Below are 20341 nucleotides of genomic sequence, written 5' to 3'. Positions count from 1 at the left end.
AACGCAATCAGGTACCCGACCATCCGATAGTCGGGTACCTGATTTGCGTGACTTCATGCCCATTCCGCGCGTTGAATTGGAGTGTCAGAAAAGGCTGGCATGACACGCCTACAGCTCCTACGGGTAGCCCGGGCGCGGAGCCAGCGCAGGAGCAGCGTAGACGCCGGGGGGCATCGCATGCATGATTCAACCGAGTTTGATCCGTCCAGGTGTGATTCGCCCAGGTTTGATTCGCCCAGGTTTGATTCGCCCCTTCGGGGCGGGTCCCGGCTGCGGCCAGTTGCGTTGACGGGCACGCCGTGAGCCCGGGGCTCCAGGCGGCCGTCCTGTTTGCCGGTTCCCTGCCGGGGCACATCCTGATGTCCCTGGGGCAGGCCCTGGTGGTCGTCTGCCTGTGCTTCGACTTCGTCCGCGCGGTCTCCGTGCCGCGATCCCGCAGCCGGTTCGTCGCCAACACGTGGTTCCGGACACTTGCACTGCCTTCCATCGTGGTCATGGCGTTCAGCGTGCTCCTCGATGCCGCCTCCGGCTCTTGGCCCGAGGTCGCCGCTGGAGTGTTCGTCATGGTCGCCGTGATCTTCAGGTGGCACCATGGCAGCGACGAGGACAGCTGGTGGACGGGCAAAGGCAAGGCCCTGGGCCGTTGGCTCCGGAACCGGGCAGCCTCCGGGTCCCTGGTTGCTCCGGCCACGGCCTGAAAAACTACGGCCTGAAAAAGACCTTGCTGTCCGGGCGTCCCAGGGTGTCCAATCCTTAACACAAGGCCCTGCAGGGCACGAGTGGATGCGACGCCGGGAGGTTCTCATGCCGTCGAAAGGCGCCAAGACGCCGTCAAGAGGACCGGTCCGGGGTACGTCTGACCTCCGGCGGGCAGACGCCAACGGCGTCGCGCCGCCGGAACAGCCGGACAAGGTCCGCAATGTGGCACTCGTGGGGCATTCCGGTTCCGGAAAAACGATGCTCACCGAGGCACTGCTTGCCGCCACCGGAGCCATCACCCGCAAGGGCTCGATCGCCGAGGGCACTACGGTGAGCGACTCGGATCCTTCCGCCATCGCGCAGCAGCGCTCCGTGGCGCTCGCGGTGGTGCCGGTGATGGTGGGGGACATCAAGGTCAACCTGCTGGACACTCCGGGCTATACGGATTTCATCGGCGAGCTGAGGGCAGGGCTCCGGGCGGCGGATGCGGTGCTGTTCGTCGTCTCGGCCACCGACGATGTCGACGCAGCGACCACGGCGCTTTGGAGCGAGTGCCAGCGGCTCGGGATGCCGCGGGCCGTGGTCATCAGCCGCCTGGACCATCCGCGTGCGGACTTCGACGCCGCCATCGCCCGCTGCCGCCTGGCATTCGGCGACTCCATCCTCCCGCTCTACCTGCCGGTCCCCGCGGACGGTCCCGTCACGGGGCTGCTGGGACTGCTGACCGGCACGGTCTCCGACTACAGTGATGCGGAACCGGCGCCGGCCACCCGGGCCGCGACCGGCGTCGAACTCGCCGCCGCGGAGTCCGCACGGGGCGCGCTGATCGAAGGGATCATTGCCGAGAGCGAAGACGAGACGCTCATGGACCGCTATCTCGGAGGCGAGGAAATCGCCCCCGACGTCCTGATCACCGATCTGGAGACGGCCGTGGCCCGCGGGTCCTTCCACCCGGTGCTGCCGGCGTCGGCGCAGTCCGGGCTCGGCCTGGCGGAACTGCTCGAGGTCCTGGTGCGTGCGTTTCCGACGCCGGCGGAGCGCGGCGTCCCCGCAGCGACCGACCTCGACGGGGTGCCCGCCGGCGCGCTCGGCTGCGACCCCGACGGTCCGCTGCTCGGGGAAGTGGTCCGTACGACGATCGACCCGTTCCTTGGCCGCGTCTGCCTGGTGCGCGTTTTCTCCGGCGTGGTGCGGGAAGACGCCGCCATCCATGTGGGCGGCCGCGGAATGGCCGACCGCGGCCACGAGGACCACGACAGCGACGAGCGGGTCACCCACCTGTACTCGCCACTGGGATCAGGACTGCGGCCAGTGCCGTTCTGCGTCGCGGGGGATATCTGCGCGCTGACCAAGCTGGGCACCGCCGAGACCGGCGACACGATTTCGGCCAAGGAACTGCCGCTGCTGGTGGCCGCCTGGGACATGCCGGACCCGCTCATGCCGGTCGCCATCGAAGCCGCCACGCACGGCGACGAGGACGCCCTGGCCAGGAACCTGGGGAAGGTCACTGCCGGGGACCCGACGCTGCGGGTGGAACGCAACTCCGAAACCCACCAGCTGATCCTGTGGTGCATGGGCGAGGCGCACGCCGACGTCGTCCTGGGCAGGCTGCGGGACCAAGGGGTGAACCTGCAGAGCGTCCAGGTCATCACGCCGCTGCGGGAGACGTTTGCCGCGCCGGCCGCCGGACACGGGCGCTATGTCAAACAATCCGGCGGCCACGGCCAGTACGCGGTGTGCGACATCGAGGTGGAACCGCTTGACCGCGGCGGCGGGTTCGAGTTTGTCGACAAGACCGTTGGCGGCGTGATTCCCGGGCCGTTCATTACCTCGGTGGAAAAGGGCGTCCGGGCCCAGATGCAGAAAGGCGTCTCGGCCGGGTTCCCGGTAGTGGATATCAAGGTAACGCTGATCGGCGGCAAGACGCACAGCGTGGATTCCTCCGATGCTGCCTTCCAGGCGGCCGGGGCGCTGGCCCTCCGGGAGGCGGCCGGGGCAACCCGCATCCAGTTCCTGGAGCCGGTCTCGTCCGTGACCATCAGCGTTTCGGAGGACCACGTGGGCGCCGTGATGAGCGACTTGTCCTCCCGGCGGGCACGCCTGACCGGAACCACCTCCGCCGGCGCCGACGGCACCGAGATCAGCGCCGAGGTGCCGGACCAGGAACTGTTGCGGTACGCGGTGGAGTTGCGGGCCCTGACCGCCGGCAGCGGCCGGTTCCGGCGCAGCTACCTGCGGCACGAACCCGTGCCGCAGGCGCTGCGCTGATGGCCCCTGCTAAGCGCAGCGTCAGCCGTTGATGACCTGCGGAACCCCGAGGGCCTTGAGGCCTTCGACACCGAATTCGAGTCCGTAGCCGGACTGTTTCGCGCCACCGAACGGGATGCGGGGGTCCACGGCCCCGTGCTTGTTGATCCAGACGGTGCCGGCCTCGAGCCGGGCCGCCACCTTGCGGGCTTCGGCGGGGTCGGAGGACCAGACCGAGGCGCCGAGTCCGACGTCGACGGCGTTGGCCATGGCGATGGCCTCGTCCACGGTGCCGTAGCGGATGATCGGCAGGGCGGGGCCGAACTGCTCCTCGGCGACCAGCGGGTTGCTGTTGGCGATGTCCGCGACGAGGGTGGTGGGGTAGAAGTTCCCGGGCTGGTCGTTCTCCGGGTTGCCGCCGAGCAGGATCCTGGCGCCGGAGTCGCGGGCTGCCTCGACGAGCCTGGCGACGATGTCGAACTGCTGGCGGTTCTGCAGCGGGCCCAGGACGTTGGCCTCGTCGAGTCCGTTGCCCATGGGCATGGCACGGGCCACGCTGGCGAGTTCCTCGCAGACGGCGTCGTAAATGGCGTCGTGGACGTAGAGGCGCTTGAGCGCCGCGCAGGTCTGGCCGGTGTTGATGAAGGCGCCCCAGAACAGGCCCTCGGCGATCGCCTTGGGGTCGGCGTCGGGCAGGACGATGCCGGCGTCGTTGCCGCCGAGCTCCAGGGTGAGGCGCTTGACGGTGTCGGCGGAGGATTTGATGATGGCCTTGCCGGTGGCGGTGGAGCCGGTGAACATGATCTTGCCGACCGCGGGGTGTCCGGCCAGGGCCTCGCCGACGTCGCGGCCGCCGGAGACCGCCGTGAGGAGGCCTTCGGGGAGTTCCTGGTTGAGGATTTCGACGAGGGCAAGAACGGACAGCGGGGTGTATTCGGACGGCTTGATGACGACGGCGTTGCCCATGCGCAGGGCTGGGGCGAGCTGCCAGACGGTGATCATCATGGGCCAGTTCCAGGGGCCGATCGCGCCGACGACGCCGATGGGCCGGTAGTGCAGTTCGGCGCGGGTTTCGCCGTCGTCCACCACGGTTTCGGGGTCCAAGGGCGTGCCGGCGGCGACGCGGAGCCAGGCGGCGCAGGCGCCGACCTCAAAGCGGGCGTTCGGGCCGTTCAGCGGTTTGCCCTGCTCGCGGGAGAGCAGGCGGGCGAGTTCCTCGGCGGAGCGTTCGACGGCGTCGGCGGCCCTGAGCAGCGCGGCGGACCGGGCGTCGTGGCCCAGCGCAGCCCAGGCCGGCTGCGCGGCGGCTGCGGCGGCGATGGCGGCTTCGAGGTCCTGAACGGTGTGGACGGGTGCTTCGCCGACCGGTTGTCCGGTGGCCGGGTCAAAGATCGTGCGGGTTTCCCCGGCCACCGGGGTGATCGAGGCGAGTAGGGCGTCGTAGGTTTCCATGGGGGTACTCCACATCGAGTAGGTCAGAGAACGCGGCCGGTGCGGCCTAAGAGTGCTGTTTCAAGCGTGCTCCGGCGAGGGGCCGAGGGGCTTGTCTATCCGCGAAGAGCTGTTGTGCGGGAGCGAACGGAACACCGAAAGCTATTCCTGAGGCTGCGGACCCGAGGGCGTCCGGCCCGCCGTGCGGCCGGCGCAGGGCCTGGTGCTGACTACGCTCAGGAACAACAACCGGTCGCTAATCGACAAAAGCGTGACGGGCGCCACCTGCCATGCTGGATTTCACGGTGCAACGCACCCCATCTCCCAGACTCATGACCGTTAAGAAGGATCCGATGAGTATTTCAAATTCAGATTCCCGGACCGCAGAATCCAGCCCCCGCACGGAGCACTCCACCGCGCTGCGTGCCGGCAGCGTCGGCGTCATGGGCATTCTCTTCTTTGTTTTGTCAGCCCAGGCGCCGTTGACCGGAATCGTCGGGGCATCACCCCTGGCCGCAGCGCTCGGCAACGGCGCCGGCGCGCCCGGCGCGTATCTGGTGGTGGGCATCGTCATCGTGATCTTCGCGGTCGGCTTCGTGGCCATGAGCCGGAAGATCCGGGCCAACGGCGCCTTCTACGCCTATGTCACCGCCGCCTTCGGACGGAAGGTTGGCGCGGGAGCGGCGTGGCTCGCGCTCCTCGCGTACAGCACGGTCCAGGCCGCGATGTATGGGCTGTACGGCGCGGCGTTCTCGGGCCTCCTCGGATCTGCCGGGATCGTGGTCCCTTGGTGGCTTCTAGCCGCCATCACCATGGCGGGCGTGCAGGTGCTGGGCTCCCTCAACATCGAACTCGGGGCGCGGGTCCTGGCGGTGCTGGTGGGCCTGGAGGTCGCCATCCTGCTCATGTTCGGCTTCACCGTGCTGTTGCGGGGCGGCGGGCCGGAGGGGATCAGCCTGGCGGCGTCCTTCTCTCCCGCGGCGATCGGCGCAGGCGCCCCGGGCGTTGCCATCATGTTCGCCGTCGCCTCCATGTTCGGCTTCGAATCAACGGCCATCTACTCGGCCGAGGCCAAGGACGCCCACCGCACCGTCGCCCGGGCCACGTACCTTTCGGTAGTCGTCATCGCGGTCTTCTTCTCCTTCATTTCCTGGATGCTGGTCAGCTACTACGGACCCTCGCATGTCATCGACGCCGCGGGCGCGGCCCTCGAATCGGGCGATTCCACCGCGTTCGTGCTGACGCCGATGGTGGAGCTGTTCGGGCCGTGGGCCGGAACGGTCACCGGCATGCTGCTCGTGACCTCCCTGCTGGCCGGCATCATCGCCTTCCACAACGGCATCAACCGCTACCTCCATTCGCTGGCCCTGCGCGGGTCGATGCCCCGCGGAGTGGCCCGGACCAACCGGCACAGGGCGCCCGCCGTCGCTGCGCGGATCCAGACCGTGGTCGCCTTCCTGCTCGTGGCGCCGTTCGCGGTGCTGTCCCTGGATCCTGTCCTCACCCTCTTTTCCTGGTTCAGCGGGCTGGCCGTGGCCGCGCTCCTGGTGCTGTACATGCTCTGCTCGCTGGCCGTCGTCGCCTACTTCCGGCGGGAAAGGGTGTCCGGCCAGCTCTGGCAGACCGCGGTGGCACCGGTGCTCGCCACCCTGCTGCTTGGCTGGGTCCTGTCCCTCGTCATCATCAACTTCACCGCTCTGATCGGCGGCAGTGCCGAAACGGCCGTGGGCCTGCTGCTGACCGTACCCCTTGTGTTTACGGCCGGTGTGCTGGTGGAAATTGCCGTGGAGCGCAGGGCCGCGCGCGCAGGGGTCACTGCCTGACGGCGGGCCCTGCCCAGGGCGCCGTCCTGCTCCGGATGTCTTATTTCGACACGTTTATCCTCATCGCTGTCGCTCCGTCCGTAACATTGAAACTAATAGAGGCTTCGGCTTGCCAAGTTCGCTGTAAAGGACTAGTCCGCATTGTCACTCGAATCATTGCCCGTCCTGGACTTCTCCCGATTGAATGCAGGGCCTGAGGAGGCCTCCCAGTTTCGGGACGAGCTGCGTAACGCCATGCATGAAGTCGGGTTCCTTTAAATGGCGGGCCATGGCATCCCGCAGAAGCTCGTTGACGACATGCTCGACGTCGCACGCCGCTTCTTCGAACTGTCCGAGGAACAGAAGCTCTCCGTCGAAAACGTCCACAGCCCGCAGTTCCGCGGCTACACCCGCGTCGGCGGCGAACTCACGGACGGGGCGGTGGACTGGCGCGAGCAGATCGATATCGGCGTCGAGCGTGACGCTGTGGAGCCGGGTGCCGGCGTCGCTGACTACTGGCGCCTGGAGGGGGCCAACCTATGGCCGGATGCACTGCCCGAAATGCGGGCGATTGTCTCCGAGTGGACCGAGCGGCTGAGCGCCATTTCCCTCGCTCTCCTGCGGGCGCTTGCCGTGTCCCTGGGAGCGCCCGAGGACACCTTCGACGCCGCTTTTGCCGCACGGGCTTTTCCCCTGCTTAAGGTTGTGCGTTATCCGGGGGAGTCCAATCCGGAGCCCAAGCAGGGCGTCGGGTCCCACCGCGACGGCGGCGTCCTGACGCTCCTTCTGGTCGAGCCCGGAAAGGGCGGACTCCAGGTCGAGTATCAGGGGAAGTGGATCGACGCACCTCAGGTGCCCGGAACATTCGTGGTCAACATCGGCGAGATGCTCGAACTGGCCACAAACGGCTACCTAAAGGCGACTCTGCACCGCGTGATCTCGCCCCTGCGCGGCACTGACAGGATCTCTCTGCCGTTCTTCTACAACCCTGCGCTGGACGCGACCATGCCGAAGCTTGCGGTGAGCCCGGAGTTTCAGTCCAAGGCCCGCGGACTGTCCGTTGACCCGACCAACAGCCCGATCCTGGAAACCTACGGAGACAACGCTCTTCGCTACCGGCTCCGGGCCCACCCGAACGTCGCCGCAGTTCACCACGCGGATCTGATCACGAACTGACGTTGGCGCCGGTGCTGACGACGGCAGGTGCTCTCGGCAGGGGGGTGAAGGCCAGGCTTAGGCGCCGCGCCGCCAGTCGCTGGGGGACTCACCGAAGGCATCACGGAAGGAGCGGCTGAAATGGGCCGCATCCAGGAAGCCCCAGCGCGCGGCCACGGCTCCGACCGGCATTCCGGCCAGGAGCGGATCGCGCAGTTCGCGGCGCGCCCCCTCCAGCCGCTGGGTCCGGATCCAGCTCGCCACGGTGGTCCCGGATTCATGGAAGACGTTGTGCAGGTGCCGGGTGGAGATGAAATGGGCCGCCGCGATGGACGCCGGTGACAGCATTGGATCGGCCAGGTGGGCATCGATGTACTCGCGGACGGATGCCGCCAACAGGGCCTGGGGCCTCATACGGTCGGGGGACATGTCCAGTTCCGAATGCAGCATCGTGGAGACGAGATCAAGGGCGTTGGTGGCCAGCCGCGATCCGCTGGGGCCGCTCAGCGCCTCCAGGTTCTCGGCGAGATGGGCGATGAAGGGACCGACGATCGCGGCGAGGCCCCCGTCGGCGGCCATCCGCAGCGCCGAAAGCTGCGCGATGCAGTCCGGCGGCAGGGACAGCGCGTCCCCGGGAAACATCAGCACCATGAGCCGGGCGTCGCCCTCGAAGGCAAGCGTGTACGGGCGGCTGGTGTCATAGATGGAGAGATCCCCCGGATGCAGGACTGCCTCGCGGTTGTCCTGGATGAGGAGCCCGGTGCCCTGCAGCTGGAGATTGAGCTTGAAATAGCGCTGGTTGGACTGCGCAATCAGCGCCGGCGTGCGGTGGACCTCATGGCTCGAGGAGGAGACCTCGACGAGTGCCACCCGGTCCAGCCTGCGGGCCCGCATGCGGCCGCGGAAGTTGTCCGCATCGGCGCTCGAGGCGGCCAGGGGAACGAAGGACTCCGCGACCAGGTGCCTCCAGTGGTCGAAAGATTCTGCTGTACTGGTGAGGACATGCTGTCCGGCGGGGCTGGCCACTGGGCGGGTTGCAACTGCAGTCATCGAAGATCCTGACGCCGTCGTAATTCTTGGAATGTGTCATGGGACACAGTCCTTTCAGGGTAGCGGCGCGGCCCGCCGATGTCATCTTTTTTCGACGCTCGGCGAATAAAGATTGCCTGGGGCCTAGCAGGCCAGCAGGGTCAGGAAGCCCTCCAGCTGCTCGTTCAGCCCGAGTTCCACCTGGCCTTCCGGGGTGAGTGCCGCCGTAATCTGCGCGCCGAGAAGGAGGTTAAGCAGTTGCCCGGCCAGGGCGGCGTCGTCGACGGCGGTGGTGACGGCGCCGGCCTGCCGCGCCTCGGCAAGGTACCGCCGCATCGCCGCAAGCCACTGCTCCATCGAATCCCGGTGGATCCGGGCCTTGCCAGGGTCATTGATGGCCTTCTGCCAGAACGGGATGACAATCCGGGCCTCGTTGATCCGCTCCTCATCCAGTGGCAGCACCTCGACGCAAAACGACCGCAGGGCCGCCAGCCCGGCCTGCCCCGCGGTGACTCCAGCGATGCGCTCGTTGGTGCGGTTGAAGACGTGTCCGAACGCGAAGGTCAGCAGGTCATCCTTGGTGGGGAAGTAGGGCTTGAGGGCGCCGTTCGCGAAGCCTGCCTCGAGGGCAATTTCCCGCATGGTGGCACTTTCAATCCCGAGCCGGGCGATGATCCGCCACGTGGCGTCGACGAGTTCAAGCCGCCGCTGGTCGTGGTCGACAATCTTTGGCACCGGACAGCTCCCCAAATATTTTGCGTCGGACTCTTGTGGCACAGCTTACATTTCCGTATTCTCTACAACTATAGAAAATAAAGTTCTGACCCGCCAGGGTCACCGAACGAAGGCCGTCATGATGACCGCACAAACTGACACCCGCACCCCTTACAGCCCCTACAGCCTGGCCACGGGCGCCGAAATCACCGCGGTCCAGGGCATCCTGCGTGCCGCGGGACTGCTGGGCGGGACCCGGCGCATCGCGTACCTCGGTCTGCTGGACCCCGCCCGGAACGCGCCGGCCGAAAGTGAGGACCGCCGGTTCCGGGTCTTCCTGCACGATGCCGCAGGGGGAAGGCCGGCCGATGTGACCGTTTCGGTCTCCAGCGGCACGGTGGTTTCCGCCGTCGAGCTGGACACGGCGGCAACCGGCGAGCTCCCGGTGCTCGAGGAGGAATTCGAAGTCGTCGAACAGCTCCTGGCCACGGACGAGCGCTGGCTCAAGGCCCTCGCCAGCCGCGGTCTGGACGTCAGCAAGGTCCGCGTTGCCCCGCTGTCCGCCGGCGTCTTCGAGTACCCGGAGGAAAGGGGCCGGCGGATCCTGCGAGGCCTGGCCTTCGTGCAGGACTTCCCCGAGGACAGCGCCTGGGCGCACCCGGTGGACGGGCTCGTGGCCTATGTCGACGTCGTGAGCCAGGAAGTGACGCAGGTGCTGGACACCGGCGCCGTCCCGATTCCCGCGGAGCACGGCAACTACACCGATCCGGAGCTCACCGGCCCGCTGCGCACCACGCAGAAGCCCATCAACATCACGCAGCCGGACGGGCCCAGCTTCACGGTCACCGGCGGCAACCACGTCGAATGGGAAAAATGGAGCCTCGACGTCGGCTTCGACGTCCGCGAGGGGGTGGTGCTGCACAACCTTGCCTTCCAGGACGGCGACCGCCTGCGGCCCATCATCAACCGCGCATCGATCGCCGAAATGGTGGTCCCGTACGGGGACCCGTCGCCGATCCGGTCGTGGCAGAACTACTTCGACACCGGCGAATACCTCGTGGGCCAGTACGCCAACTCCCTGGAACTGGGCTGCGACTGCCTCGGCGAGATCACCTACCTCAGCCCCGTCATCAGCGACGCCTTCGGCAACCCCCGCGAGATCCGCAACGGCATCTGCATGCACGAGGAAGACTGGGGGATCCTGGCCAAGCACAGCGACCTCTGGACGGGCATCAACTACACCCGCCGCAACCGCCGCCTGGTGATCTCGTTCTTCACCACCATCGGTAACTACGACTACGGCTTCTACTGGTACCTCTACCTCGACGGCACCATCGAGTTCGAGGCCAAGGCCACCGGCGTGGTCTTCACCTCCGCCTACCCCGAAGGCGGCTCGGCCAATATCTCCCAACTGGCTCCGGGCCTGGGCGCCCCGTACCACCAGCACCTGTTCAGCGCGCGGCTGGACATGGCGGTCGACGGCCTCACCAACCGGGTCGAGGAAGAGGATGTGGTCCGCCAGGGAATGGGCGAGGGCAACGAACGCGGCAACGCGTTCTCACGGAAGCGGACTGTCCTGGCGCGCGAGTCGGAAGCCGTCCGGGAAGCCGACGCGCGCAGCGGCCGGACCTGGATCATTTCCAACCCGGAATCACGCAACCGCTTGGGCGATCCCGTGGGCTACAAGCTGCATGCCCAGGGCCAGCCCACTCTCCTGGCAGACCCGGAGTCCTCCATCGCCCGGCGCGCCGCCTTTGCCACGAAGGACCTGTGGGTCACGCGGTTCGCGGAGGAGGAGCGGTACCCCACGGGCGACTTCGTCAACCAGCACGCCGGGGGAGCAGGCCTGCCGGCCTACATTGCCCAGGACCGCGACATCGACGGCCAGGACATCGTGGTGTGGCACACCTTCGGCCTGACCCACTTCCCGCGTCCGGAGGACTGGCCCATCATGCCAGTGGACACGGTCGGCTTCAAGCTCCGGCCCGAGGGCTTCTTCGACCGCAGCCCCGTGCTGGACGTGCCGGCCAACGCTCAACAGTCCTCTGGCTGCCATGGCGATGGCGACGCCGGCGCACACTGCCACAGCTAGGCCGACGCCGTGAGTGTCGCAGCCAGCTTGGGCCGCCGGGCCGGCCCCGCCGGCGTCGTCTTCCATTCCCGGATCTGCGCCGCCGTGACCGCGGCGTCGTGCCTCGCGCATCTGTGGCTGGCCGCCGGGAACCAGCACGGGGCCTGGCTGAACGTGCTCATGCTCGCCATGGTGGCAGTGTGCCTGCCGTGCGCCGTGCACATCTGGCGCCACGGCAGGCTCAGGGCCCTTCGCCAGGTGATGGCCGCGGCGCTGGCCATGACCGCGGTTCACGCGGTCCTGCTCCTCGGCACGGGAGCCGGCGGCACGGGCCACAGTCACCATGGAACCGCCGCAGTGGCCGCAGGGGCCGGCGGCGCCGGTGCGGCGCCGTCGGGCTCCGGGGCGCTGCTGGCAGTCATCGCGCTGGAAATGACGACGGCGCTAATCGCCGCGACGCTGCTGGCCCGGCTGCGGGCGGACCCCGGTCGGCCGTATCTTGGTTGAAGCGCAGCTGAAGCGCTGCTTCCGGGTTGGTCAGCGTCAGTCGTTGAACAGCCCCGCCAGGTCCTCCGCCGTCAGGGCGCCGCCGGTGAGTGCGTCGCCTTCCATGACGTCGGCGAAGAGCTGGGATTTTTTCGCCTTGAGCGCCATGACCTTCTCCTCGATCGTGTCCTTGGCGACCAGCCGGTAGACCATGACGTTCCGGGCCTGGCCGATCCGGTGGGTCCGGTCCACGGCCTGGGCCTCCGATGCCGGGTTCCACCACGGGTCCAGCAGGAACACGTAGTCGGCCTCGGTGAGGTTCAGGCCGAAGCCGCCGGCCTTGAGGCTGATGAGGAACACCGGCGCGGCGCCGTTCTTGAACTCGTTCACGACGTCGGTGCGGTTGCGTGTGCCGCCGTCCAGATAGCAGAACTCGATGTTCTCCTCGACCAGGCGCTCCCGGACCTTGCCCAGGAAACCGGTGAACTGGCTGAAGATCAGGGCCCGGTGCCCTTCGGCCACCAGGTCCGCGAGCTGCTCGAACAGGACATCGAGCTTGCTGGAGCGCACCCCGGACAGGGAGGGATCGATCAGCGAGGGATCCAGGCTCAGCTGCCGGAGCAGGGTCAGCGACTGGAAGATGGTGAACCGGTTCTTGTTGACGTCCTCAATCAGGCCCAGGATCTTTTGGCGCTCCCGCTGCAGGTGGGTCTGGTAGACCTTCTGGTGCCGCGGGTTCAGCACGACTTCCAGGATCTGCTCCTGCTTGGGCGGCAGGTCACTGATGACCTGTTCCTTGGTGCGCCGCATCATGAGCGGCCGGACGCGCCGCCGGAGCTTGTCCAGCTGCCCCTTGTCACCGTTCTTCTCCACCGGCTTCTGGTAATACTCGGCGAACCGTTTGGGGCTGGAAAAGAGCCCGGGAGCCACGATCGAGGTCAGTGCCCAGAACTCCATCAGGTTGTTCTCCAGCGGCGTGCCGGTGATGGCGAGTTTGAAGGCGGCGGGCAGTTTGCGGGCGCACTGGTAGGCCTTGGACTGGTGGTTCTTGACGAACTGCGCCTCGTCCAGGACCAGCCCGGCCCAGGTCTGGGAGGCGTAGGCCTCGTAGTCGATCCGGAACAGGGCGTAGGAGGTGATGATGATGTCCGCTCCGGCCATCGCCTCGGCCGGGTGCGAGCCGCTCTTGGCGAAGGTTTCGCCGATGGCGCGCACGCTGAGCCCGGGCGCGAACCGTGCCGTTTCCGCCTCCCAGTTGCCCACCACGGAAGTGGGGGCGACGACGAGGAACGGGGCGGCCCCGGACCCGGGCCCGGCTTCATCGCCTGCGGCGGCGTCTTTTGCGGCGCAGATCAGTGCGAGGGCCTGGACGGTCTTGCCCAGGCCCATGTCGTCGGCCAGCACGCCGCCGAGGCCGTGGCGGTACAGGAAGCTCAGCCAGTTGAAGCCCTCCAACTGGTACGGGCGCAGCTCGGCGTTCAGCGACCCGGGCAGCGGAAGGCCCTTGATGCCACCTTCGAGGAGACCGCCCACGGACTCGCGCCACGCCGCGGCCTGTTCATCCACGATGCCCAGGTGTGCGAGCTCGTCCCACAGCCCGGCCTGGAAGCGGCTGATCTGCAACGGGGCGTCCTTGTCGCCGGGGTTGTCCTGCAGGGAGCGGGCCTCGTCGATCAGGGCCCGCAGCTGGTGCAGCTCCGGCAGATCCAGCGCGAAGTACGCCCCGCTGGGGAGCAGCATGCGGGTCTGGCCGGCGGCGAGGGCGGAAAACAGTGCCGCGAAGGAAACCGGCTGGCCCTCCAGGGTGATGACGATGCCCAGATCGAACCAGTCGCGGCTGTCCGTCGCCTTTGTGGAGATCGCCACCACCGGGGCTTCGTCGGCTTCGCGGTAGTCCGCAATCTCGCCGGAGGTATCCACGGAGACGTCGGGGAGGTCCCGGAGCCGGGGGAGCACGTCCTCGGTGAAGGCGAGGGTGTCCAGTCCGGTCAGCTCTGCCGTTGCAGCCAGGCGCGGCGTGCCCCAGCCGCCGGTCGCGGATTCGCCCAGGGCCGGCACGACGTCCCAGGGCTGCCCGACCGCCTCGAGGATGCGAGCCTCGGCCGGGTCGTCCCGGTAGCCGTGATCGCCCGGGTGCCGCCACAGCGGCTGCGCCGTGACGAGGTTTCCGGACGTGTAGTGCCATTCCCAATGCAGCCGGACCCGGTGGTCGGCCCCGTAATTGGCCAGCAGGGACAGGGTGGGGACGGCGAGCGTGGGCAGTTCCACCGACTCGTCGGAGGCGGTAACCCGGGCGGTTTGCTTGAGCTTGGGGTAAAACCCGGTCAGGAAGCGGCTTTCGTCCCGTGCGGGGATGTGCAGGGTGGTCCCGCCCGTGACGAAGGTCAGCAGTTCCTCGCTGAGACCGCTTTCCAGCGGGGCGAGGGTGATGACGGGGTCGGCGGGGGCGGTACCGGGCAGGGCGCCGCCGCCGGACGCCAGGAAGATTCCGTGCGCCGGGCGGCCGATGGTCCCGACCGACGCCGGATCCACCACCTCACCTTCGACCGTGATGGTCGGCGCGAGCTCGAGACCGCCGTCGTCCCCGCCGGTGCCGATCCGTGCCAGGTTCAGCCCGACGGCGGCAGGCTGCTCGACCAGGCGCACCGGCTCCGTGCCGCGGCTGTGCACCAGGGCGACGCCGATTTTCTGGGCCTGGGACAGCAGGCTCCACAGGTTCTTGCCGGCGTAGGTGTTCAGTCCCAGCCACAGTCCGGTGCCGGAGTGCTGGCGGTTTGCCACAGCGGTGTGCGAGGCGAGGAATTCCTGCATCCACTCGACGTGCGCCTCGTTGCATTCGCGCCGGTAGTTCAGGTAGCTCAGTGTGCTCCAGGAGACGTCGCCGCGGATCCACTTGCCCTTGGCGCCCATGATGACGGGGCGTGCCTTGAGCTGGCGGACGCTGCGGAGCGGGTCGCGGCGGCCCGTGTAGGAAAAGTGCGGGGCGGGTTCCTCGACGTCAAACTGGAGCGCCAGCGGGGTGCCGTTGGCGGACGGCGTGATCCCCGGGTGGGCGATCAGGGGGCTAAGGGCCTGCTCCCAGTCGGCCATTTCCGGTGGCGCGCTTTGGCGGGACAGCCGCGTGCCCTCGGCGGGGGCCAGCAGCTGCATCCTGGTGGCGGGGTTGTCTTCGGCCGCGAAGAGCAGGGCCGCCACGTGCTTGCAGTCCTTGCGGACCGGGCAGCTGCAGACGCCCACCGTGCAGCTCCAGCCGCCCGCCTTCCGGACCAGCTTCGCCGTCGTGGAATAGGGCACGTCGGAACCGCCCCGCACCTTGCCCAGCAGCAGGCCTGTGGCGGCGTCGAAGGAGATCCCGGAAACGCGGCTCCCCATGGCGTAGGCGAGCCCGGCCGCGAGGGAGCGGTCGTTGATCGCGGGAGTCTGTATTGCCAGTGCCGCACTCTCGTCCGGATGGGATGGCATGTGCGCGCTACTTTCGGCAGGTGGTCATCTGATCCATCTTACCGAGCCGGCCGGGACCCCGGAACTTCGCCGCCGCCAGCACAAGCGCCGCTTAAACTTCGCCTGACGTTCAACCGGGGCTCGGCCGCCGGCCGTGACGACGGACCTACCGTGGAGAGGTCCGGAGTATCAGCAGCGCCAGCAGTAAGGATTCCGCATGACCCACAGTGAGCCCACCATCCAGTCCGCCCACAGCTACCCCACCGTGCTGACCACCGAAAGCCTCAAAGGCGGAAACGAGGACGTTGTCGACGCGAACGTCAACGTGGTCAACGCCATGTTCGAGGAGTTGCTGGACACGGAAGAGATCTCCCCGGCCGCGCTGCGCAGTTACTACGTGGACTTCTACCTCACGCAGGCGCTGGCCGGCGGCTTCGCGCAGTACGTGTTCACCGCGCCCGAACGCGAGGAAGTCGACCCCTACGTCCGGGAAGGCCTGGAGGCCATGGGTGCCGCCGCGCACCTGGAGCTCTTCAACCGCACGGTGGCCGCCTTCGGCGCCCTGACCGACACCGACGTCGACAGCTACCTCGACGGCGGCAGCGGCTGGGCCGCCGGAAGCACAGAGGAAGACGAACCGGGCGACGGGGTCTCCGACGCCGTTCGGCGCATCGAAGAACTGGACGGGGAATTCGAGTCGATCCTCGCAACAGAGGACATCGCTGCGCTGAATGCCGCGTGGCTGCGCGGCCAGGAGGACTTGCTGGTCCTTTCCGACGACGACCTCGACGCCCACATTGCCGGGCGGGTGGCCCGGCTTTCCGACCTCGCGGAGCGCCAGGCGGCAGCCGCGGAGGAGGCGCTCCTGGACGCGCCGGAGTTCGAGCAGATCATCCGCGAGCTGTGCGCCCTCGCGGGCCACAGCCTGGTGCGGATCACCATGGGCGATCCGAATTATGAGCACAACGGGGAGACCACCCTGGCCTGGCACTTCACCACGGAACAGGGCGAATTCCTCATGCTGGAGGACGACGACGAGGCCTTCATGCTCAATCCGCGGACCCAGGAAATCCTCGCGGCTGTGGAGTTCGAAGAGGCTGTTGACTTCGAAGGGGCTGTTGAGTTCGCAGGGTCAGCGGAGTTCGAAAAGGCCCGCCCGTAGGCGGCCTTCCGCGACAGTTTTCCGGTACGGCCGGCGTCTGCCCCCAAATGCAGGCGCCGGCCGTGCCGTGTTGAGCAACCCGTGCCGACTAACTCTGGCCCGGCCGTGCCGGGTTTAGTTTTCCTGCCCGGCGGACCGGCCGCGGATCCGCGGCCGGTGAGCCTACCCGGCCGGCGGTGCCGTGATCATTTCCCCGGAGGGTGACACGAGGAACCAGACCCCGCCGACGCCCTGGCCGTTGATGTCCCCCGCGGCCTGGTCCTTGGAGTAGTAGTAGATCGGCATCCCGTTGATGGTCACCTGCATCTTTCCGTCAGCCGTGGGAATGGTTCCGACCTTGCCGGTGACGCCGTTAACTGTGGGAGTCGCCGTCGTCGACGTGACAGCGGGCCACGACGTCAGGCACGCGCCGGTGCAGACGCTGTTCCCGGAATCCTTCGTGTTCTTGGTGAAGAAATAGACGCTCAGTCCCTGGTCGGCCACCACGATCTGGCCCGCCTTGGAGTCGCCTACCGAGAGCTCCGCCGCGGCCATGGACGACGGCGCGGAACTCGCCGGCGCGCTGGACTCTGCGGGAGCCGACGTGGCCGGTGCCGCCGACGTCGGCGTCGTGGTCGTTCCGCCGCCGCAGCCGGACAGGAGGGCGGCCAGAGCGAACGCGGACAAGCCAATGCTGAGATGCTTCTTCATTTGCTGCTCCTAGACTCGAGCCAGCCCAACTCGGAGGCCGGCGCTACGAGATACGACGCCATGGAGAGCGGAATGGTTCATGGCGGAACCGACATGTTCGTGTCGGGCTGTCCTGGGGCACACTGAACTATTGGGCCTGCCCGTACGTCGTAGAGGGGCAGAGCACGAATTTCCGGGAGGTGGGCAATGCCGCTGGACGAAGACGTCGTAGCTGCGATTTACCGCGACCACGGAACGGCCCTGAAACGCTTTGTCCTCAGCGTCTCCCGGGATCCTCAGCTCGCCGACGACGTCGTCCAGGAGACGGTGCTGCGGGTCTGGCAGCAGGCGCCGCAGATCACAGGCAGCCTGCGCAGCTACCTGTTCCGGACGGCCCGCAACATCATGATCGACAATTACCGCAAGGCCCAAAGGCGGCCGCAGGAAGCCGGCGACCGCGATGTCCAGGCCCTCCCGGAAGGCGGCGCCGGCGCCGGGCGCATTGACGAGCTGCTCAACAAGGTGCTGATGGAAGAGGCGTTGCTGCGGCTCAGCGCGGAACACCGCGAAGTCCTTGTTGCGCTCCACTACCGCCGCTACACAGTCCAGGAGGCATCCGCCCAATTGAAGATCCCCAGCGGCACGGTGAAGTCCCGGGCGTTCTACGCCGTCCGGGCCCTACGGACGATCCTCGACGAAATGGGGGTGCAGCAGTGAACGGGACCGAGTTGCATCACTTCCTCGGCGCGTACCTGCTCGGCGGCCTGGAGCCGGCCGAAGCCGCGGCCTTCGAGCAGCATCTTGCGGTGTGCGCCCACTGCCGCCAGGAGCTGGACGAACTTGCCAGCCTCCCCGCGCTGCTGGACGCGATCCCGGTGTCCGACGCCGTCGCGCTCACCGCCGCGGCGGCGGCCGCCCGGGACCGCGCGCTGATCCCGCCGGAACGCGAACCTGTCCCAAACCGGCTCCTGGACGAGCTCGCCGCCCGACGCCGGAAGGTGCGGCGCCGGTGGACGTCGGCGGTGGCCGCGGCGGCCGCCGCATGCCTGGGGCTGGGGATCCTGGCTGGTCCGGTGCTGAACCAACCCGCCAAACCGGACGCGAGCTATTCCGTTGCGGCCAGCAGCGGGTTGGAGGTCACGGTGGGGCTCGTCAAGAAAACCTGGGGCACCGAACTGGCGGTGGACGGCCGCAGCCTGCCCGTCGCCGGGACCCTCTCACTCTGGGTAAAGGACCGTGACGGCGGAGTGGACCGCGCCTGCGCGTGGACGGCGACGCCCACCGGCAGAGTCCGGATCACCGGGGCGACGCCCGTGCAGCTGGCCAGGATCGCCAGTGTCGAGATGCGCGATGAGCAGCAGCAGACCGTAGCTGTCATCGCCGTGCCCCAGGGGTAGCCCACTGGTGGGGCGCGGCGGTCCCTCCGGTCCGGGACATGGAAACCGACGCGGGCCTACATCTTCGCGAGCTTGGCCCGCACTGCCATGTAGATGCCGTAACAGATCAGGCCTACGCCCACTGCGGCCAGCAAGTACACGCCGAACGGCTGCTCCCGCAGGGCCTTCAGGCTGCCGTCGAGCCCGGTTGACTCTTCGGGGTGTGCCTTCACCGTGGCGATGATGATGAGTAGGCCCACCAGCAGCAGGGCAAAGCCTTTGGCAACGTAGCCCACCATGCCGATCACCGTCACTGCGGTGCGCGCCTGCGGCTGGGACGGCATCCGCAGGTACTTGACGAAGGACTTCTTGAAGCCGCGGATCGCGTAGACGATCCCGGTGACGGCTACCGCGGCGCCGATGATCACCAGGAGTGCGACGCCTCCCGGTGCCTTCATGAGGTTTACGGTCATATCGGACGTCGACTCGCGGTTGTCGGAGCCGGCCCCGGTGGCGACCGACGCGAGCGTCAGGGCGAACGCGGTGTACACCACGGCCTGCAGGGCCGCCTTGAGTTTCTTGCCGACCTTTTTCTTGGTCGGCAGGTGCCCGAAATCGAAAATGGCGTCGGACGCCTGCCAGATGGCCAGCGCCACGCAGGCGGCAAACGACGTCCAGAGCAGCAACGGCCCCGCCGGCTGCCCGGCGAGCTCTTCCACCGCGCCGCTGACATCGGCCTGGCCCTGGCCGCCCATGGCAAGCCGGATCGCGACCAGCCCGATGAGGAAGTGCAGCAACCCCGACACGGCGAACCCGGCCCGCGCTGCGATTTCGAGGGGCTTCGAATTGGTGACGTCCTCGGCGACGTCAGCAGCGTCGTTCAATTCTCGTTTGATGATCGTTTCCTTAGTACTACCCAGCGTGGTTCGTTCCGTAATCGTGCCACGCGAAGCCGCTCAACAAAAGGTACCCGCGCGCCGTGGTGCCTAAATCCGGCGGTAGCTGAGGTCGAAGATCAGGCGGCCGGCTTCGTGCGCCTTGTTTTCGAAACTGGTCAGAATACGGCCCTCAAACCGCGGCGCCCACCCGCCGGTCCCGTCGACGCCCTCGTTGGGTCCGGTGTGCTCGGTGCTGACCGGCGCCCGGCCTTCCTTGACCGGTGCTCCGCCCACGCGGGACTCGACGCCGGATTCCCACACCTGGGTCAGGGGGCTGTCCGCGCCGGCGCGCTCGCCCTCGTGCAGGTTCTCGAACTCCGCCGAGCCCGCCATGACCTCGCGGACGTGAACGGCGTAGTTGGACCAGTCGGTCGCGATCCGGAAGATGCCGCCGGGCCTGATGGCCCGGGCTGCGAGATCAGCGAACGCCGGTTGAATGAGGCGGCGCTTGTGATGCCGGGACTTGTGCCATGGATCCGGGAAGAACACCCATAGTTCCGTGACGGAGCCAGCCGGGAGCATGGTTGCGAGCACCTCAGGGGCGTTCGCCTCGACCACCCGCACGTTGCTCAGTCCGCGGCTGTTGATTTTGATCAAGGTGTTGGCCAAGCCGGGGGTGTAAACCTCCACGGCCAGGAAGTCCTTGTCCGGGTTTTGTTCCGCGGCGTGGCAAACGGCGTCGCCCAGCCCGGAGCCGATCTCGACAACCAGCGGAGCCGTGCGGCCGAATTCGGCCTCTGCGTCGAACACATAGTCCGGGTGGACGGAGGTGTTGGCGACATGGCGGGGGACCTCAACCGCCCAACGGTCTGCGTGTTCCTCCCAGGCCGCCTGGCGTCGGCCCTGAAGGCGCGTGCCGCGGCGCACGAAGCTGACCGGGCGGCCCCCATAGGTGCCGAACGAGGCCTGGCTGCCGGGGGTCACGGGGCGCGGCAACTGGCTCTGGTCCGGGACGCCGGACTCCGGGTTTGCCTGCAGGCCGGGGGATTCTGGGGATTCGCTCATCCCTTCCAGAATAGTTGAGTTCGCCGGGCCGGGCCGCCCGGGGATCCCGCGGCCGCCCCGGCGGGCCGGCCGCGGAGAAGGGGTTGAGCCGCGGAGGAAGGATTGAAGGGAAGGGG

At 67.8% G+C, this 20341-nt stretch carries 16 protein-coding genes; 9 read left to right on the top strand and 7 right to left on the bottom strand.

Features of this window, described 5'->3' with window-relative positions; translation table 11 throughout:
* The first annotated feature begins 299 nt into the window (after positions 1-299).
* Together AC1DGD_RS12735 and AC1DGD_RS12730 are read left to right on the top strand one after the other, a co-directional pair.
* Positions 300-698 (top strand): hypothetical protein, encoded by a 399-nt coding sequence (locus AC1DGD_RS12735; protein ID WP_476850742.1) that lies wholly within the window; start codon positions 300-302, stop codon positions 696-698.
* 106 nt (positions 699-804) lie between these two features.
* Positions 805-2967, top strand: coding sequence for an elongation factor G-like protein EF-G2 (locus AC1DGD_RS12730; RefSeq protein ID WP_476857025.1), 2163 nt, complete (start codon positions 805-807; stop codon positions 2965-2967).
* Between the two features lie 21 nt (positions 2968-2988).
* On the opposite strand, the gene AC1DGD_RS12725 is transcribed toward AC1DGD_RS12730, so the two are convergent.
* Complete coding sequence (locus tag AC1DGD_RS12725; RefSeq protein ID WP_476857024.1) at positions 2989-4398, bottom strand: aldehyde dehydrogenase family protein; 1410 nt, start codon at positions 4396-4398, stop codon at positions 2989-2991.
* Between the two features lie 332 nt (positions 4399-4730).
* Between AC1DGD_RS12725 and AC1DGD_RS12720 the strand changes: the two genes are divergently transcribed.
* Together AC1DGD_RS12720 and AC1DGD_RS12715 are read left to right on the top strand one after the other, a co-directional pair.
* Complete coding sequence (locus AC1DGD_RS12720; protein ID WP_476857023.1) at positions 4731-6200, top strand: APC family permease; 1470 nt, start codon at positions 4731-4733, stop codon at positions 6198-6200.
* Positions 6201-6458: 258 nt separating this feature from the next.
* Positions 6459-7355, top strand: coding sequence for an isopenicillin N synthase family dioxygenase (locus AC1DGD_RS12715; RefSeq protein WP_476857022.1), 897 nt, complete (start codon positions 6459-6461; stop codon positions 7353-7355).
* Between the two features lie 57 nt (positions 7356-7412).
* Here AC1DGD_RS12715 and AC1DGD_RS12710 read toward each other — a convergent pair whose 3' ends face one another.
* The gene (locus AC1DGD_RS12710) at positions 7413-8384 is read right to left on the bottom strand and encodes an AraC-like ligand-binding domain-containing protein (protein WP_476857021.1); all 972 of its coding nucleotides are present in this window, start codon (positions 8382-8384) and stop codon (positions 7413-7415) included.
* Positions 8385-8507: 123 nt separating this feature from the next.
* A complete protein-coding gene (locus tag AC1DGD_RS12705) occupies positions 8508-9098 on the bottom strand; it encodes a TetR/AcrR family transcriptional regulator (protein ID WP_223917200.1) in 591 nt (196 codons plus the stop codon).
* A gap of 118 nt (positions 9099-9216) precedes the next feature.
* Between AC1DGD_RS12705 and AC1DGD_RS12700 the strand changes: the two genes are divergently transcribed.
* Positions 9217-11169: a primary-amine oxidase gene (locus AC1DGD_RS12700; protein ID WP_476857020.1), complete on the top strand. Its 1953-nt coding sequence runs from the start codon at positions 9217-9219 to the stop codon at positions 11167-11169.
* A gap of 9 nt (positions 11170-11178) precedes the next feature.
* Complete coding sequence (locus AC1DGD_RS12695; RefSeq protein WP_476857019.1) at positions 11179-11655, top strand: hypothetical protein; 477 nt, start codon at positions 11179-11181, stop codon at positions 11653-11655.
* Positions 11656-11691: 36 nt separating this feature from the next.
* Here AC1DGD_RS12695 and AC1DGD_RS12690 read toward each other — a convergent pair whose 3' ends face one another.
* Positions 11692-15096, bottom strand: coding sequence for a DEAD/DEAH box helicase (locus AC1DGD_RS12690; RefSeq protein WP_476857018.1), 3405 nt, complete (start codon positions 15094-15096; stop codon positions 11692-11694).
* Between the two features lie 196 nt (positions 15097-15292).
* Between AC1DGD_RS12690 and AC1DGD_RS12685 the strand changes: the two genes are divergently transcribed.
* Entirely contained in the window at positions 15293-16237 is a 945-nt protein-coding gene (locus tag AC1DGD_RS12685; RefSeq protein ID WP_476857017.1) for a DMP19 family protein, read from the top strand.
* Positions 16238-16399: 162 nt separating this feature from the next.
* Here the strand turns inward: AC1DGD_RS12685 and AC1DGD_RS12680 are convergent, their stop codons facing one another.
* Positions 16400-16927 (bottom strand): COG4315 family predicted lipoprotein, encoded by a 528-nt coding sequence (locus AC1DGD_RS12680; protein ID WP_476857016.1) that lies wholly within the window; start codon positions 16925-16927, stop codon positions 16400-16402.
* A 186-nt stretch (positions 16928-17113) separates the two neighbouring features.
* On the opposite strand from AC1DGD_RS12680, the gene AC1DGD_RS12675 reads away from it, so the two are divergent.
* Complete coding sequence (locus tag AC1DGD_RS12675) at positions 17114-17623, top strand: sigma-70 family RNA polymerase sigma factor (protein ID WP_476857015.1); 510 nt, start codon at positions 17114-17116, stop codon at positions 17621-17623.
* Positions 17620-18303: an anti-sigma factor family protein gene (locus AC1DGD_RS12670; RefSeq protein WP_476857014.1), complete on the top strand. Its 684-nt coding sequence runs from the start codon at positions 17620-17622 to the stop codon at positions 18301-18303. The genes AC1DGD_RS12675 and AC1DGD_RS12670 overlap by 4 nt, the downstream gene beginning before the upstream one ends.
* 56 nt (positions 18304-18359) lie before the next feature.
* Here AC1DGD_RS12670 and AC1DGD_RS12665 read toward each other — a convergent pair whose 3' ends face one another.
* Both AC1DGD_RS12665 and trmB read right to left on the bottom strand, forming a co-directional pair.
* Positions 18360-19166: a DUF1206 domain-containing protein gene (locus AC1DGD_RS12665; RefSeq protein ID WP_476857013.1), complete on the bottom strand. Its 807-nt coding sequence runs from the start codon at positions 19164-19166 to the stop codon at positions 18360-18362.
* 102 nt (positions 19167-19268) lie between these two features.
* Complete coding sequence (gene trmB / locus AC1DGD_RS12660; protein ID WP_476857012.1) at positions 19269-20225, bottom strand: tRNA (guanosine(46)-N7)-methyltransferase TrmB; 957 nt, start codon at positions 20223-20225, stop codon at positions 19269-19271.
* Positions 20226-20341 lie beyond the last annotated feature (116 nt).

Source organism: Arthrobacter sp. 05T45 (assembly GCF_056395875.1).
Note: the sequence above shows the minus strand (reverse complement) of the source record. Positions and strands in the feature narration are given on the sequence as shown.